We start from the raw sequence: 16,978 nt of genomic DNA, 5'->3' as shown, positions 1-16,978 counted from the left end.
ATCGTTTCCTTAACTATTGTAACTTTGTGAAAACCTAAATTATTGTATAATAATTCTTTCGAAAATGCAAGTAAAAAATTAAAATCCTGCAGTTAAACCATAGTTTGAGAAAAAAATGTAAAGAATATGGGCAATTAGGCTATTAAAAAATGCAGATTAAAATTCAGCAGATCCTGCCGTTCTTGGAAAAGGAAGTACATCACGAATATTCTGAATTCCTGTAAGATACATGATCAGCCGCTCAAATCCAAGCCCGAATCCGGCGTGCTTTGCTCCGCCATAGCGTCTTAAATCCAGATACCAATCATAATCCGATTCCTGCATATGCAGCTCTTTCATCCGCGCCAACAAAAGATCCAGACGCTCTTCTCTCTGACTTCCCCCTATAATTTCTCCAATTCCAGGCACCAACAAATCAGAAGCTGCAACTGTTTTTCCATCTTCATTGAGTCGCATATAAAAAGCTTTGATTTCTTTTGGATAGTCAGTTACAAAAACCGGCTTTTTAAAAATTTGCTCTGTCAGATAGCGCTCATGTTCCGTCTGCAGATCGCTTCCCCAAGAAACCGCATATTCAAACTGATCATTTTGCTTTTTCAGAAGATCAACTGCGTCTTTATAGGAAATTCTCACAAAGTCAGACGTAATTACATTTTTTAGACGATCTAAAAGCTGTGTGTCCACAAACCGATTAAAGAATTCCAAATCTTGCGGGCAAGTGTCCATCACATATTTAATAACTGATTTCATCATTGCTTCTGCCAAATCCATATCCTCTTTTAAATCTGCAAAAGCAATTTCCGGTTCAATCATCCAAAACTCTGCCGCGTGGCGCGTTGTATTAGAATTTTCAGCACGAAAAGTTGGACCAAATGTGTAAACCTTTCCAAAAGCCAATGCCATACATTCCGCTTCCAACTGGCCGGATACAGTCAAAGAAGTGTGCTTCCCAAAAAAGTCCTGATGGTAATCAACATTCCCTTCCGGCGTTTTAGGAAGATTGTTAAGATCAAGAGCCGTTACATGAAACATTTCGCCGGCTCCCTCACAATCGCTGCCCGTAATCAAAGGCGTATGCACATAGACAAAACCGTTTTCCTGAAAGAATTTATGAATTCCATAAGCTGCTGCAGAACGTATCCGAAATGCTGCAGAAAAAGTATTCGTCCTCGGGCGCAAATGTGCAATTGTACGCAGATATTCCAGACTATGACGCTTTTTCTGTAACGGATAATCGGGCGTAGAAATTCCTTCAACAAAGATTTGAGACGCATGAATCTCAAAGGGCTGCTTTGCCTGTGGAGTCAGCTTAAATTTTCCAATTACCCGAAGCGCTGCTCCTACGTTTGTCTTAGCAATCTCTTCAAAATTCGAAAGCTTGTCTTCCTCAAAAACGATTTGAATTCCTTTAAAACAGCTTCCATCGTTTAATTCAATAAATCCTAAATGCTTATTGCTTCGAATCGTGCGAACCCATCCGCAAACAGTAACCGATTCATCCTGATATGATTCCGCTTTCTGATAGAAAAATCTAATTTCTGTGCGTTCCATTGAAAGCCCTCCATTTTGATTGTTGATTCTTTTAGTTTATTCCTTCCAAAACAGCTCTGCAAGTATTATTCTTCAAAAAACAAAAAATTAGACTTGATTTTTCTTTAAACATTCGATATAATATTAAAGTCGCCAATAAAAAGACAAGCAATTACCATTTGGAGAGGTATTCTAATGGTAAGGAGCCACATTGGAAATGTGGTGTGCCGCAAGGCATTGAGCGTTCGAGTCGCTTCCTCTCCGCCAAAAAGAAAAGCAATTCGTTTTTTAACGAATTGCTTTTCTTTTTTATTGTTTTTTATAATTTATCAATGTATAAATACAAAGTTTTGTCCTTTAAAATATTTCTCTTAGACCACAATTATCTGCCGTCCTACAAGAATAAATCAAAGACAAAAAGCATTAAAAAGATGGAGTATACCGAACAAAATAAGGTGTACCCCATCTTCTTTGTCATTTACTCAATTTAGGCACATAGTTTTAACTACACAAAACACTTTAAGCTATTTTCTTACAATCCTTTTTCTGCAATGATTTTTTCAAATTTCTTACCAGAAAGGATTTCATGTGTTACAAATTCTCCATTAAAAAACAAACTATAAGAAGTAAAGGGAGCAGGAGCATTCTGCGCCTGTTCTGCAGTTTCAAAGCGAACGGTCTTAAATGGAATGCTCTTCTCATTAGCAACAGTTTCAATCAAAGGCACATATTTTGCTGTAAATGGGCATTGATATGTATAGTAAAGTACAAAACCCTGTCCTTCAATTCTTGGCGATTTAACGCTGTCCTTAAAGCGAGGCTTGTCAGATACCTTTCCAAAAGGCAAATACAATAACTCGTAAAACGGCGCTGCCGTATCAGCTAATTCAAAACCTTTATGTCTTAAATACTTTGGATCTGAAAGAAACGGCATTTTCTTTTTAGAAGATAAAACTACAAGTCCCTGTTTTCCTTTTTCTTTGCTGTCCTTAATGCATTCTTCTAGTAGAAGGTTAGAATTGCCTTGCCCCTTAAATTTTCCCGATACCCAAAGACAATCTATGTACATATATCCATCTGCTTTAATGGGTGACCATGCTTTTTCAGCAGGAATATACTCAATAAAGCATTTGCCTCGTACATTGCCTTTTTTAAAGACAAGCCCATCAGAAAATCTCTCTGCAAGCCAAGACTTTTTTGCGGAAACCTGACAATCATTGTTATTTGAAATGGCACAGCAAATATGCTCTTGCTCTAAATTATCTTTTGTAACAGTAATGATTTCCATATGATCTCCTTGCCTTCGAAAATTAATTATAATTACCCTTAGACAACAAGGAAAGCATGCTCATAAGTTCAGATCCTTTTATTGCTTTCTCTTTCCAAATCGCATGGGGCAAACTGTTCTGCATTTATTACAGTTGACAACACTAAAGCCTCTGGCATTGGTTCCATATGTATTTGGCCTGCATTTTGCCTGATTTGTACAGCGACCATTCAAGGCTTGAGTTGGGCAACTTTGAATGCATAGACTGCAACCATCAATACAGATACTCTTGGCAAGTGGATCGGATTCAAGGTTGAGATCCGTAAGGATTGCTCCCAGCGTCAATAAATTACCGTACTCCTCATTTAGAAGCAATGTGTTTTTGCCCAGTGTTCCAAGCCCGGCGAGCACGGCGGCATGTTTCATGGATATCAATCCACGCCCCTCCATTTTTTCCGAATCCCAATATTCATAAGGATCGTCTGAGGGAAGCGGTACAGCATACCCACCATAAAGCCTTTCAATTTCTTTTGCTGCTCTAAATGCTACCCGGTCAACATTCGGACAGGTACTGTTATTAAAATAGCCATATATGAGTCTCGGGTCGACCTTTGTCAACCCCTTTGGAAGAGCAATCCCAAATACAATGACCGATTGACAATCCGGGAAAATATCTTTTGGGTGGAACCCTGCAGGTGCTTCTAAAAAGCGGTCGATATTCGCAAAACCGCACACATCCGCGCCTAAGCTCAAAATAAAATCTTTGATTTGCTTCTTCATGCCTTACCCCCCTTGCATGCCGGTTACATAACCATTTAAAGTAAATATAACATAAAAAAATGAAAAAATCCACATACAGGTTTAAACCTGTATGTGGATTTTTTGGTGCGCGAGACGGGACTTGAACCCGTACGTCATACAACACACGCCCCTCAAACGTGCCTGTCTGCCAATTCCAGCACTCGCGCATCTCAGCGACTAAAATAGTATAGCACTTCCTATCATATCTTGTCAACCGGATTTTTACTTTTTTAAAAAATCCGAGCGCATATCTGTTCAAATTCAGATTTTGTAAAAAACGCATTTAAAACTTTAGGTAACGCATTGGTACTAAGATGCTCTGGTAATTGCAGATAGTTTAAAAGCTGCCTACGCTTCTCCACACTTTGGTCACAACCGGATAATTCTAAAAAGAACAAGTCCTGTTTTGTAATTTGATCTTCCGGCGTTTTTAAAGCTTTAGACTGCTCATCAATTGCGCCAGAACGGCGCAGCGCTTCCAAAATAACTTCTTTTGGGACTCCTTCTACACCAAGCTTTCCTTCTTTTCCCGGCTTTTCTTTTCGGCGTTCTTTCCCGAAAACATCGGGAATATAAGCATGCTTAATATATTTGGGTCCGATTGCTCCCACCAAAAAATTACGGATCTGAAATCCAGCCGAATCACTATCCGTGAGGATCAAAAGTCCCCTTGTTTCTGCCAAATGACGCAAAAGGTCAAGCTGCTCTCGATCTTGAAAGATCCGAAAACCATGTGTTTGTAAAATCAATGCATCAATTATGGAAGATAGTTTAATTTGGTCATATTTACCCTCCACTACAACTGCTTCATTGATATGAATCATCTTTTAGTCTCCTTTGGCAGTCAGCAATAATTCCGCCAACGTTTTTTCTAAAATAATTCTGCGATTTCCTCGAGAACTTTTCAGCGCTAAATCCGCTTTTTCCAGCACATCTAAACTTTTGCGCAAAACCGACATGGAAAGGTCACGCACTTCTCTTTCTGCGCGAGTCAGTACAAATTCCCGTCTTGAATAGTCAAAATATTTTCCCACATCCAAAGCACGATTTCCGCTTTCGATTGCTGAGCGCACTCGATACAAATCCATATAAGTACCGGACAACACGGACAGCAGAGAAATCGGTTCTACATTCTGTGCAAATAATTGATCCAGCAAAAGATAAGCCTTATCATAATTTCCTGCAAGAATCCATTTACTCAAATCATAGATACGAACTTCAAGCGTTTTAGTCACCAGCTGATCGATTGTCTCTTTCGTGATCTCTCCTTCTCCTGTATAAGCACAGAGCTTTTCCAATTCCTGAAGGAGCGTACTCAGATCAGTTCCCGCAGATGCAATAATTTTATCTGCATTAAACTTAGAAAGCGTACAGTTACGTTTAGAGGCCCCGGTACAAAGGATCTTTGAGAGTTCCTGTTGACTTTTTCTCGGAAATGTTACAACAGTTCCATTCTTTTTGCAAAGGTCTAAAATTTTCTTCCATTTTTTATCTTTTGCCGACAAAACATTTTGAGAAAGCTGATAAATTAACAAAACCGTTGTCTCAGGAACTTCTGATAGCAACTGTTCCAGCTTCTTCATCTCATTTGGCGTACGCCCGTCCAAAGTCAAATCTGAAACTGCCACACACTTTTTATCTGCCATAAATGGTAGTGCCTCTGAAGCATCTCCAAGATCATCTGCAGAGACATCTCCGGAAAAGCGTTGAAAATTAAAGTCTGACGCATCCTTCCCCACCGCTTTTTTGATGATCCGATTTGCCCATTGGGATACCAAATACGGTTCTTCCCCATAAAGCAAATAAAGGCCTGACAGTTGATTCTGTTCCGTGATTTTTCGCAAATTTGGCTCTGAGACAATCGGCATTATGCACTCCTCCTGATTTTAATCGTATTATCCGGTTTCATCTCCAAAACAAAATTCCCATTTCCATCTGTAATATAAACTGGGACATTCAATTTAGCGCTGCTCTTTTGCAGAGAAGAAGACAAATAATGATTTAAAAAGATGTTATTTGGCTGAAATGGTTTTGAAGATTTTGGGAGATCAACTCCAAAATAAAAATCTGCATTTTGAAACGATTCGGGCAAAGAATCAAGTGACGTCCCTTTGGAACAAATTAAAAATCTTGTACCGTCTATGGTTGCAAAAGCTGCACCAGGAACAACTGTAATTCGAATTTGATCCCATAGCTCAATCTGAGAAGCAGTTCCAAACGTATGAGTACTTCCGGCGTTTGGCAAGGCAAGTCGAATAGAATCCTCCAAATATGTGGCTGGCTGCAGCAATACATGATCAGGCTCCCATTTTGAGATCAGATCAGAAGCTGCCCATTCTTCTGAGGGTTTCTTCGTCAAATAAGTAAGGAAGCAAACCTCTTTTGTATTTTGCTCTCGAAGGGCATAATCAATCAGTCTGCTTTTTGTATTACATCCGATTACTGCACTCTTCCCATTTTTGGTGAAGATCAGGCTGGTCCCTTTTCCTCCCCCTACAAATGTGACCCACGTGGCATTATAACTTTCCAGTTGACACCCAAAAATTCCTGCAAACAAAATACAAACAGATAAAATCCCCGCTGCCTGTAGATTTTTCTTTGAACAAAAGCAAAGGAACGTAATTCCAAACAGCAAAAAGACACATACCAGAAAAAATTGAGAAAACTCCTCCGATACTGAAACAGAAGCATACGGCAAAGATGCAATCCAATGTACTGTTTTTAAAATTCCATCTGCAAGGTGCTCTGCTGCCCATGAAAACGGAACTGCTAAAATTTTCACACCCGGAATTCCCCCTAAAACTGCGGTACCGGCAACTGTATAAAGAAAAAGTGCTACCGGCCAAATCAGACAGAAATTTGAAAGGAAGGATGCCGGAGTAAACGTGTGAAAATAAATCAGAATAACAGGAAGTGTAAAAAGCATTGAAGAAATCGTTATAGAAAGAATCTCACTGAATTTTTTTAAAAATTTATTGCTTCGCATCTTTTCTGGTAAATAATGCAGAAAACACTTTATGAGTGGAGAAGCGAAAAGCAAAATTCCAAGCGTTGCACTGACACTAAGCAAAAATCCTGGATCGGCTGCCGAAAAAGGATCCATCAAGCAAATTAGGAAGACGGCAAATCCCAACGAATTCAAACTGTCCGCGCGCCGATAAAAGAACCTTCCAATCAGCATGATCAAATACATAATTCCACTGCGGAGAACGGAAGGAGTAAACGCTGTAACCGCCATAAAAAGCCAAATTCCAAATACTGCAAAAAGATTTTTTCGGCGGCGCGAAATCGGTACAAATGTCAAAAGCAAGAAAAAGAGCTGCGTCATAATCCCCATATGAAATCCCGAAACACTCATCAGATGGATGACTCCAGCCAATCGAAAATCATCCACAATTTCCTGGCTAAGAGAAACCTTATCTCCTAAAAGCAATGCTCCTCCAAGGCCAGCTGCCTTTTTTGAAAGATGATCCCATATATTGCTCAGCAGTTGCTCCCGCAGCTTCATCGGAAATGCAGTCAAAGGATAGTTCTGCGGTGTCTCATAGGAAAAAGGCATATATTCAAAAATATAGCCTTCTAAAGAAATCCCTTTAGACCACGATGAAAAGGAATCAGAAGTAGGATAAAAATGCGCCCTACAAGTTAGAGTATCAAAACTCTCTGCACCAAGTGCCTGTTTTGACGAAAGGCGAATCGTTTTTCCAATCAATTCATTTGTGTCTGTTCCTTCGCAGGAATCCACCTTCACTATATAATAAAATTTCTCGTTGGACAGTTCCGGCGTCTCCATAACTGTTCCGGTTACCGTTACTTCTCGATTATCGAACGATTTAATAGATGAAATATTCCAATCGCTGACTGTAAAAATGGTAAAAGCGACCGCAGCGGTCAAAAATGCTACCGGAAAGCAATAAGTTTTTCTGCAAGACGGGATCCGCACCAAAATAAAAAAAGATAGAAAACATCCAATAGAAAGCCCGGCCGTCAGCGAATAATTCTTTAAAAAAACAGCAGCCACCTGTGCCAGCAGATATGTAAAACCTACTAACGCAAGCGGCCGCTTCATAAAAATTCCTCCTTGTTTGCCAGCAAAAAATCACTTTGCAAACAATGGCAGAGGCTCCAGATAAATAATATCTTTGCGGTCTTTCGCATCGCCTTCTGCCAATACGGCAGCACGCCCTACAATATTTCCGCCAAATTTCTCTACGAGCTCCTCCATCGCTTTAAGAGACTCTCCTGTACTGATAACGTCATCTACGATCAGTACACGCTTCCCCTTAAGACCGGTATAATCATCTTCTGCCAAATACAGCTTCTGCAGATGATCCGTTGTGATGGATTTCACCTCTACATGAATTGGGTTGCGCATATAAGCTTTTACACTTTTTCTGGCTACAATATAACGGCCGCATCCCTGCCGTGCCATTTCATAACAAAGCGGAATTCCTTTCGTTTCTGCAGTCACTACGACATCGTGCTCAGGGCACCTTTTTAAAAGCTCCTCTGCAGAACGTTCTGTAATCTCAACATCTCCGAGCATTACAAATCCGGCAATATCCATATGTTCTCCGATTGGGCAGATCGGAAGATCGCGTACGCAGCCGGCGATCGTCATTCTATAATAAGCAAGCCCATTTTTTTCGATCTGTTCGTTCAATGAAAGCAAGACCTTTCTCTAATAATCTTTAATGATTGATTTTTCAGCCGGGAGGCCATTTCATAGAACGTCCTCCGAGCAAATGAAAATGCAGATGCAGAACTGTTTGACCGCCGTCTGCTCCAACATTGCAAACAATTCTCCAACCAGCATCCAAATGATTTTCTACAGCTAGTTTCGCCGCCACCTCAAAAATATGTGCTACGATTCCACTGTTTTCAGAATTGATCTTAGCTGCAGATTCAATATGCTCTTTCGGAATAATTAAAATATGAACCGGCGCCTGCGGATCCAAATCACAAAAAGCAACACAGAGATCATCTTCATATACTTTTTTGCTTGGAATTTCCCCCGATACAATTTTACAGAATACACAATCCATTAGATTTTCCTCCTTTCTACCAGATGATTTTATTTATCATCAAATCATTTTATCAGTTTTATTCCTCAGGTTTCAGCATTTTCTGCACGATTCCGTCAGTCGCTTTTAGTGCCTCGTCTAATTTTGTCAGATCTTTCGCACCAGCCATTGCAAAATTAGGCCGTCCGCCGCCGTTGCCTCCGGCAATCATTGCGACCGCCTTGGCAATCTTCCCGGCATGTGCACCGCGCTGCATTGCATTTTTTCCTACTGTGACCGCTACAGAAGCTTTCCCTTCATTGATTCCAATCAAAGCGGCAACCATATCAGGAGCCTTGTCGCGAATTTTATCACACATGGTCCTCAAGGTAGCAGAATCGGTACCGGAAAACATTGCAGTACATACCCGTACGCCGTTAATCATCTTCGCTCCTGCAAACAAACCGTCAATTTGAAATCCAGCAAGCTTTTCGGAAAGTTCGCTGATCGTATTCTCTTTTTCTTTTATTTGCTGCATCATCTGTTCTGCATGAGAAGGCAAATCGACAGCACTGTTTAGTTTCATAACAGAAGCTGCTTCACTGATTTCCTTTTGCAGATTTGTTAAGAGCTCATAAACTCCAAATCCTGTAACAGCTTCAATTCTACGGACTCCCGCAGCTGCACTGCTTTCTGAAACGATCTTAAAGAGCCCCAGCTTTGCAGTATTATCAACGTGTGTTCCGCCGCAAAATTCCTTACTGAAATCTTCAACAGAAACAACACGAACAATTTTTCCATATTTCTCGCCGAACAGCGCCATTGCTCCTAATTTTTTTGCTTCTTCAATCGGCATTTCCTTGCAAGTAACAGGAGCCGCATTCAAAATAACGGTATTGACCAGCGATTCCACTTTTGAGAGTTCTTCTGCCGTTAAAGCTGAAAAATGTGTAAAGTCAAAACGCACCCGTTCTTCATTCACAAGCTGTCCAGCCTGCTCCACATGATCTCCCAGTACCTTGCGAAGAGCGGCCTGCAATAGGTGAGCTGCCGTATGATTTCGCATAATGGCTTGATGGCGTTTCTGATCTCTCTCAGTTACAACCGTATCTCCTACCTGAAGACTTCCTGCGTCGATGTGGCCAAAATGGAGAAAAGTTTTTGCGTGATTTTTTGTGGTGTCCTGAATCTTAACAATCGCATCGGCAGAAGTAATAAGCCCAGTATCACCTACCTGTCCGCCGCTTTCCGCATAAAAAGTAGTACGGTCAAGAATCAGCGTTACATCGTCTCCGGCAGTCGCATTTTTGACTCTCTCGCCATCTTTTACGATTCCAAGAATCTTTGCATTTACAGAATCTTCTGTATATCCTAAGAATTTTGTTTCAGACAAATCGTCTAAAAGATTATTTTCTCCGGCCCATGCATCTGCTCCAGCGTTTTTACGGGCGGATCTGGAACGTTCTTTCTGTTCCTTCATCAATTCAAAAAATGCTTTTTCATCAACCTGAATTCCACGCTCCGCAGCAATTTCCTTTGTCAAATCCAGAGGGAACCCATAGGTATCATTTAATTTAAACGCGTCCGTTCCGGAAATCAATTTTGTCGAATTATCATCGATCAACTGATTTAAAAGCTGCATCCCCTGATCAATCGTCCTGCTAAAGCTGTCCTCTTCCACCGAAACAAGTTTCAGAATCATCGCACGCTTTTCAGAAAGTTCCGGATAAGCTTTTTTGCTTTGCTCAATTACAGTTTCCGCAACTTCAGAGAGAAATGGACGATTAATTCCCAAAAGCTTTCCGTGACGGGCTGCCCGACGCAGCAAACGACGCAAAACATAACCGCGTCCCTCATTACTAGGCATCACACCATCTGCAATCATGAAAACAGTAGAACGAATATGGTCTGTGATCACGCGGATGGAAACATCTTTTTTCTTGTCTTTTCCATATTCAACTTTAGCAATACGGCATACATGCTGCAAAATACTCTGAATGGTGTCCACCAAAAACAGATTATCGACTCCCTGCATAATGCAGGCGAGACGTTCCAGCCCCATGCCGGTATCAATATTCGGGTGTTCCATCGGCGGATAGTTTCCTTTTCCGTCGGAATCGAACTGCGAAAATACGACATTCCAAAATTCAACATAGCGATCACACTCGCAACCCGGGCCGCAAGTAGGCTTTCCGCAGCCGTGTTCTTCTCCGCGGTCAAAATAAATTTCGCTGCAGGGACCACAAGGGCCGGAACCATGTTCCCAAAAATTATCTTCTTTGCCGAGACGAACAATATGATCCGGGCTAACGCCGACTTCTTTTGTCCAAATATCAAAAGCTTCGTCGTCATCCAGGTAAATGGTGACCCACAGCTTATCCACCGGCATTTTCATGACCTTCGTGCAAAATTCCCATGCCCATGGAATCGCCTCGTGTTTAAAATAATCGCCAAAAGAAAAATTGCCCAGCATCTCAAAAAAAGTACCATGGCGATCGGTGATCCCGACATTTTCAATATCGCCGGTGCGAATACATTTCTGACAGGTTGTAACGCGCTTACGCGGTGGAGTTACCTCCCCTGTAAAATATTTTTTCATCGGTGCCATGCCGGAATTAATCAGTAAAAGCGAATTATCATCTTTAGGAATCAAAGAAAAGCTAGGCAACCGCAAATGCCCTTTACTTTCAAAGAATTCCAGATACTTTTCGCGGATTTCATTTAATCCAGTCCACTCCATATACTTTTTCTCCATCCTTTTAATCATCTTAAAAAAAGATAGACTCCTCCGCCCACAATGGGACGGAAGAGTCCGTGGTACCACCCAAATTGCAACTGCCTTTTTAGAATCCAGACAGTTACCGCTTTTTTACCTTTAACGCAGATAAAACGCCTTTGCTCTCCGCAAGGAGCTCTGGGACGGCTCATTCTTTCTGTAACATTTCCGCCTCTCACCATGCGGCAGAATCTCTGCAATGTCTTAAAAAGAATTATTTCCCTTCATCGCTTTTCATATCTTTTTAAATTATAAGCATTCCCGCGATAAAAGTCAATTCTTCGGATATAATTCGTCTGCAATTTCTTTAAAAACAGGGCCACAGGTTGCACCGCCTCCATCGCCATCTTCGGCCATAATGGTAACCACATATTTGGGGGACTCTGCCGGAAAGAATCCGGTATACCAGCTAATAACCTTTTCTTTATCTCCGTCATACTGCCCTGTTTGAGCAGTGGCCGTCTTTGCCGCCACCTCTACAAAATCAGGTTTTCCTAGTTTACTAGTTCCCTCTGATGCGGAAAGTTTCATCGCATCTTTAAGAATCAAGCATGTTTCTTGAGACATGACTCTATTTGGCTGCTGCACCGAATTTGCAGTCAAATTTCCCGCCTGATCCACTGTTCCCAAAAAGGCCACCGGCTTTCTATAAAGTCCGCCGGAAGCAATTGCCTCCGTCATCGCCGCAATCTGAATGGGAGAAGCGGTCAGTTCTCCTTGTCCAAAAGAAAAATTTGCGAGCGCTCTAGGAATTTTTAACGTATCAAGCGAAGGTAGAGTCCCGGCAGAACTATAAATGCCCGGCAATAATTCATAAGAATCTCCAAATCCCAGGGAACGTGCCATTGATAAGAATTTTTCCTGCGGAACTTTCTGCATGAGCTGCACAAAGTATCCATTGCAAGACTCTGAGATTGCTTTTTGAAGATTTACTTTTCCATGTGCTTCTCCATTATAGCAAGCAAACGATTGTCCGTCGACTTCAATTTTTCCGGTACAGTTATATTCTTCATTCGGATCTGCACCGTTTTCTAAAGCAGTCGCTGCCGAAACTAATTTAAACACAGAACCGACGCTATAAGATGAAATCGTGCGATCGAGCAACGGACTATTAGAAGCATTCATGACGGATGATACGTCATCGGGATTAAAATCAGGGCGGCTGACAGAGGCTAACAGTTGTCCATTTTCTGCATCTAAAACCACTGCGGCGCCTTTACTGATCTTTCTATCCATTGCTTTTTGTGTAATTTTCTGAATGTCTCGATCCAGTGTAAGGGCAACTCCGGAAGAATCCTGAGACAAAGTATCCGTAACTTCCGCCGTTTCACTTGGAAGAATGTGTCCAAGAGCATCTACTCGATAGGTGATTTTTAGTTCTCCTTCATTTTGAGCCAAAGAATCATCAAAAGCCTTTTCTGCTCCCGCAGCACCCATACCGCCCTCATCTACATATCCAATTAAATGCGTTGCTAGCGCAGGGCTCGAATAGCGACTTTTAAGGGGAAAGACTGTCACTCCGGGTGCTGAAATATTTTGATCGAGCTTCAGCAGAAAAGGATTTCGTTCCGTTAAAAGCTGGTAGACACTTTTAATTTTAGACTGTGGCAAAATTTTACTCAACGCTGCCGCTGTTTCCGTACTGGGGGCAACCGCCGCAAGATATTCGGTGTTTCCTTCTGTCAGTGGCTTCATCTTTCGGTCATAAATCATTCCCCTCTCTCTTCGAATCTGCAAGGTGTATTTTTGCTGGTTTGAAGCTGCCTGTGCCAAAGTACCGTTCTGAATCGTCAGTCCATAGAGACGAATAATACAGATAGACAGACCGATCATCAAAATTGCAAATAACGAAACCACCCTTTTTCCCATAAAAAAGCACCTCCGAAGGATAGTTTTTCCACTTCGAAGGTGTTTTATAATCTATAATTCTATTTTATGAAAGTTTATGACGTAAAAAAGCGCCGGGCGCAATTGGAGTTGTTGTTTTTAAAAGGACTTTCATTTCTGCATGATTTGCATTTTGGAGAGGTTCTCCATTCTCGTCATAAAGTTCTGTCAATGGAAGAAGGTATGGTGCTTTTCCGGGTTCCATTACATCTGCTGTTTCACCAGCAAAAAATCGGTTTCTCTGTTTTAAAACCGCCGTTCCATTTTCATAAGACTCGCAGACCGCAATTACTTCATATTCCCGAACATATCCACTGCTTCCCAAACTTTGTCCGGGCTCCTGCCCCAAATAAAAGCCATGAGAATACTCTCGGTGACTAATTTTATGAAGTTCTTCTTCCGCCCATGCAGTTAATGGAACGCCATTCACGGCATCCTCTAAAGCTCGCCGATATGCATTCGTAACAGCTGCCACATAATAAGGAGACTTTGCCCGCCCTTCTATTTTTAAGCTGGTAACACCAGCTTCCAAGAGTTGCGGAAGATAGTCGATCATACACATATCCTTCGAATTCAACAAATACGTACCATCTTTATCTTCCTCGATCGGGAAATATTTTCCCGGACGTGTTTCTTCACATAAAGCATATTTCCAACGGCAGGGCTGTGCACAAGCACCACGGTTAGCATCTCTCCCGGTCAAATAGTTGGAAAGAAGGCATCTTCCTGAAAAAGAAACACACATAGCGCCATGCACGAAGCATTCAATTTCGAGATCTTCCGGAACATGCGCTCGAATCTGCTTGATCTCTGGGATGGAAAGTTCCCGAGCGAGTACCACTCTCGAAGCCCCCAAATGATAAAATGCATTTGCAGTTGCATAATTGGCGACTCCGGCTTGTGTGGAAATATGCAGTGCAACTTTCGGTGCATATTTCTTTGCCATCTCCATCACACCAAAATCCGTCATAATAAATGCATCAACGCCTGCATCCTGTGCTTTCTCAAGAAATTTTGGAATCCGTCTGAGTTCCTCATTTCTTGGAATGGTATTACAGGTAAGATAAACTTTAACCCCATGTGCATGAGCAAATCGAACCGCTTCTATTAGTTCCTCGTCGCCGAAATTTTTAGACGCCGCACGCATTCCAAATTCTTTTCCGGCAAGATAAACAGCATTTGCCCCGTAACGAATTGCTTCCTGCAAACTTTCAAAATCTCCTGCAGGAGAAAGGAGTTCTGATTTTCTCTTCATTAGAGCAGCCCCGCGGTCCGGAGATTTGCCTGATGCTCTGCATAAGTGGAAGCATAATAGGCTTGTCCTGTTGTCTGATTATGGCAGAAATAATAATAAGAGGTCTTGTTAGGCTGCAAAGCTGCTTGAATTGCTTTTAGTCCCGGGTTACACACAGCGCCCGCAGGCAGTCCCCGCAGCTGATAAGTGTTGTAATTACTTAGATAGGTGTTACGTTGATCTTCTGGAACATCATCTTTTGTCCGGTAAGGATAGTATTTCGTCGAATCGCAGTCCAGTGTATAGATATTCAGCGATTTACCGGAGCTCAAACGGTTGTGGAGGACAGAGGAAACATTATACATGTCCTCTTCATTTGCAGATTCCGCTTGGATAATCGAAGCCAATGTAATAATCTGGTCCCATGTATACCCCTGATTTTTTGCCTCATCCTGCAGCTGCTGCGTAAATTGACTGTTTGCATTCTGCAGCATCTTTTGCACAATGTTCTGAACATCTTCATTTTGATAAAATTGATAGGTATCTGGGAAAAGATAGCCCTCCAATTTATAATATTTTCCAGAAATCCCGTTTAAATCATTAATCATCGTATAGCTGGAGTCAAAAGCATCGGTATTTAGTTCTTTCAAAAAATCTTCCTGCTTACAAATTCCGTTTTGTTCCAATAAAGTCCCCAATTCCATTGCATTGAGCCCTTCTGGGACCGTCACTTTTACGATATCCTTCCGGTTTACCGTGGACTGAATTGTATTAATGATTCCCTCATAATCCAAATCTGTTTTTACCTCAAAAGAACCATTTCGGTAACTACCGTCAGCTTTTCTGATTTTCGAATATAAACAGAAGAAATCCGGTTCGTTAATCACACCGGCTTTCTGTAGGATTTGAGCAATTTGACGGGTTACTTCTTGATTACTCTGTTTTGCAGCAGAAATTTGCTGAAAAGATAAATTCTGAATATTATCTTGTGACATGGAAACTTCTTTTTCCGTCACAGATTCCGGAATTTCGACCGTCACGGTTGCTGAACTTCTTCCGATTGCAAGAAGATCATTCATTCCGGTCAGCATATATTTTGCAACAACTGCGCTGACAATAATAATCATGGCCCACCAGATCAAGCGGAAAAAGCGGCGATTTTCCTTCCGTTTCTGATGATTTCGTCTTTTATGTGCTTGTGTAGACCGCTTTTCTTCGCCGGCCTCTCTGGCCGCTTCTGCACGGACGGCTGCATCTCCACTGAAACTATTCAGAGATTCATCATCCTTCTGCTGTTTCTCTTTCTCGTCGTTCATGCCTTACCTCCAGCAAACTTTTCATGTGATATGCGCCTGATATACTTTTCTGTGACCAACACATCGACCGGTCGATCATAATAGCCATGCGGTAAATTCCACTGTACACAGGCACTATAGCACAGTCCTACCGTATTCCCTGCAAATTTCATCAAAAAACGGTCATAATAGCCTTTTCCATAGCCAAGCCGAAATCCATTCGAATCAAAGCTGAATCCAGGGACAATACAAAGTCCCTGCGAAAGATCTGTAACTTTACGGCATTTTTCCGGGAGCGGTTCCAACACCCCGAAATTCCCGGGCGTAAGATCATCAAATGAATGAATTTCATAAAATTCCATTTCATTGTTCTCAATGCAGCGAGGAACTGCTACCGATTTATGCTGGCTAAGCGCCGTAGCAATTAAAATATGCGTATCAACTTCAATAGGTTTACTAACATAAGTAAAAATTAATTGACTCTTACGATATGCGGGCAATTTCCATAAGCGCTGATGCATTTCATAGTCTAAAGCCTTCTTTTGAGAAGAATCCAGATTTTCCCGGTATTCCCTGTAATGCTGCCGCAGACTAATTTTCAGCGCTTTAATATTCTTCACCGGCATTGAATTGATTTTTTAATGTCGAGAGCTTTTTTGCTCCCGCAAAGAGCTTCGATCAGCTGGAACGAAAAATCAAGAGCAACCCCAGCACCTTTTGCCGTGATGAACTGCCCACTGCACACCACAGATTGACTGCCAATTTTGCAACCCAGATCTTTTTCGTAGCCCGGATAACAGACCGCCGTATGATTTTTCAAAAGGCCCCAATGTCCTAAGATAGATGGTGCGGCACAAATTGCAGCAATAAAACTCCCTTTCTGAAAAGCATTCAGCACGGCTTTTTTAACTTCTTTAGATGCTTCCAAATTGAGTGTCCCCGGCATTCCCCCGGGAAGAATGACCATTTCTGTCGAATCGGAATATGGAGCTAGTTCTTCCGTTGTTATATCGGTCATAACAGAAATTCCATGGGAACCTGTAACCTGTTTTTTTCCAACGCCAACCATTTTAATTTCACTTTTTGTACGACGCAGCAAATCTACCGGTACCAATGCTTCCGTTTCTTCAAATCCATCCGCCAAAAAAAGAAGAATCATATCTGTTAACTCCTTCCAAACAAAAT

Annotated in this window: 14 protein-coding genes, 2 tRNA genes and 1 other annotated feature; of the genes, 1 reads left to right on the top strand and 15 read right to left on the bottom strand. The window is 41.6% G+C overall.

All coding sequences use genetic code 11. The features are described 5' to 3' along the window. Positions 1 to 156 precede the first annotated feature (156 nt). Complete coding sequence (gene asnS, locus OP489_RS05555; protein WP_266163336.1) at positions 157 to 1,551, bottom strand: asparagine--tRNA ligase; 1,395 nt, start codon at positions 1,549 to 1,551, stop codon at positions 157 to 159. Positions 1,552 to 1,711: 160 nt separating this feature from the next. Between asnS and OP489_RS05550 the strand changes: the two genes are divergently transcribed. Beyond that, positions 1,712 to 1,797, top strand: a tRNA-Ser gene (locus OP489_RS05550). 265 nt (positions 1,798 to 2,062) lie between these two features. Here the strand turns inward: OP489_RS05550 and OP489_RS05545 are convergent. The 14 genes from OP489_RS05545 to OP489_RS05480 form a co-directional block, all read right to left on the bottom strand. Next, positions 2,063 to 2,818 carry an N-acetyltransferase gene (locus tag OP489_RS05545; RefSeq protein ID WP_266163335.1) on the bottom strand — a complete coding sequence of 252 codons (756 nt, stop codon included), beginning with the start codon at positions 2,816 to 2,818 and terminating at the stop codon, positions 2,063 to 2,065. Between the two features lie 78 nt (positions 2,819 to 2,896). Then, a complete protein-coding gene (locus OP489_RS05540) occupies positions 2,897 to 3,577 on the bottom strand; it encodes an epoxyqueuosine reductase (protein WP_266163334.1) in 681 nt (226 codons plus the stop codon). A gap of 103 nt (positions 3,578 to 3,680) precedes the next feature. Next, positions 3,681 to 3,765, bottom strand: a tRNA-Leu gene (locus tag OP489_RS05535). Between the two features lie 63 nt (positions 3,766 to 3,828). After that, positions 3,829 to 4,422 (bottom strand): toprim domain-containing protein, encoded by a 594-nt coding sequence (locus OP489_RS05530; protein ID WP_266163333.1) that lies wholly within the window; start codon positions 4,420 to 4,422, stop codon positions 3,829 to 3,831. A gap of 3 nt (positions 4,423 to 4,425) precedes the next feature. After that, positions 4,426 to 5,466, bottom strand: a complete 1,041-nt coding sequence (gene holA / locus OP489_RS05525; RefSeq protein ID WP_266163332.1) for a DNA polymerase III subunit delta — start codon at positions 5,464 to 5,466, stop codon at positions 4,426 to 4,428. Then, positions 5,466 to 7,667 (bottom strand): ComEC/Rec2 family competence protein, encoded by a 2,202-nt coding sequence (locus OP489_RS05520; RefSeq protein WP_266163331.1) that lies wholly within the window; start codon positions 7,665 to 7,667, stop codon positions 5,466 to 5,468. The genes holA and OP489_RS05520 overlap by 1 nt, the downstream gene beginning before the upstream one ends. A gap of 30 nt (positions 7,668 to 7,697) precedes the next feature. Next, a complete protein-coding gene (locus tag OP489_RS05515; RefSeq protein WP_266163483.1) occupies positions 7,698 to 8,219 on the bottom strand; it encodes a phosphoribosyltransferase family protein in 522 nt (173 codons plus the stop codon). Positions 8,220 to 8,304: 85 nt separating this feature from the next. Further along, positions 8,305 to 8,643, bottom strand: coding sequence for a histidine triad nucleotide-binding protein (locus tag OP489_RS05510; protein WP_266163330.1), 339 nt, complete (start codon positions 8,641 to 8,643; stop codon positions 8,305 to 8,307). Between the two features lie 58 nt (positions 8,644 to 8,701). Continuing rightward, complete coding sequence (gene alaS / locus OP489_RS05505; RefSeq protein ID WP_266163482.1) at positions 8,702 to 11,341, bottom strand: alanine--tRNA ligase; 2,640 nt, start codon at positions 11,339 to 11,341, stop codon at positions 8,702 to 8,704. A gap of 55 nt (positions 11,342 to 11,396) precedes the next feature. Further along, positions 11,397 to 11,614 (bottom strand) — a binding site (T-box leader). Between the two features lie 36 nt (positions 11,615 to 11,650). Then, positions 11,651 to 13,246, bottom strand: coding sequence for a peptidoglycan D,D-transpeptidase FtsI family protein (locus OP489_RS05500; RefSeq protein ID WP_266163329.1), 1,596 nt, complete (start codon positions 13,244 to 13,246; stop codon positions 11,651 to 11,653). Positions 13,247 to 13,310: 64 nt separating this feature from the next. Next, entirely contained in the window at positions 13,311 to 14,519 is a 1,209-nt protein-coding gene (locus tag OP489_RS05495; RefSeq protein ID WP_266163328.1) for a peptidase U32 family protein, read from the bottom strand. Then, the gene (gene mltG, locus OP489_RS05490) at positions 14,519 to 15,814 is read right to left on the bottom strand and encodes an endolytic transglycosylase MltG (protein ID WP_266163327.1); all 1,296 of its coding nucleotides are present in this window, start codon (positions 15,812 to 15,814) and stop codon (positions 14,519 to 14,521) included. Before mltG ends, OP489_RS05495 begins: the two co-directional genes overlap by 1 nt. Beyond that, positions 15,811 to 16,419 (bottom strand): 5-formyltetrahydrofolate cyclo-ligase, encoded by a 609-nt coding sequence (locus OP489_RS05485; RefSeq protein WP_266163326.1) that lies wholly within the window; start codon positions 16,417 to 16,419, stop codon positions 15,811 to 15,813. The genes mltG and OP489_RS05485 overlap by 4 nt, the downstream gene beginning before the upstream one ends. Next, entirely contained in the window at positions 16,410 to 16,952 is a 543-nt protein-coding gene (locus OP489_RS05480; protein WP_266163325.1) for a DJ-1 family glyoxalase III, read from the bottom strand. Before OP489_RS05480 ends, OP489_RS05485 begins: the two co-directional genes overlap by 10 nt. Positions 16,953 to 16,978 lie beyond the last annotated feature (26 nt).

Source organism: Caproicibacterium sp. BJN0003 (assembly GCF_026314295.1).
Lineage (GTDB): Bacteria > Bacillota > Clostridia > Oscillospirales > Acutalibacteraceae > Caproicibacterium.
This window is presented reverse-complemented; position numbering and strand designations above follow the sequence as displayed.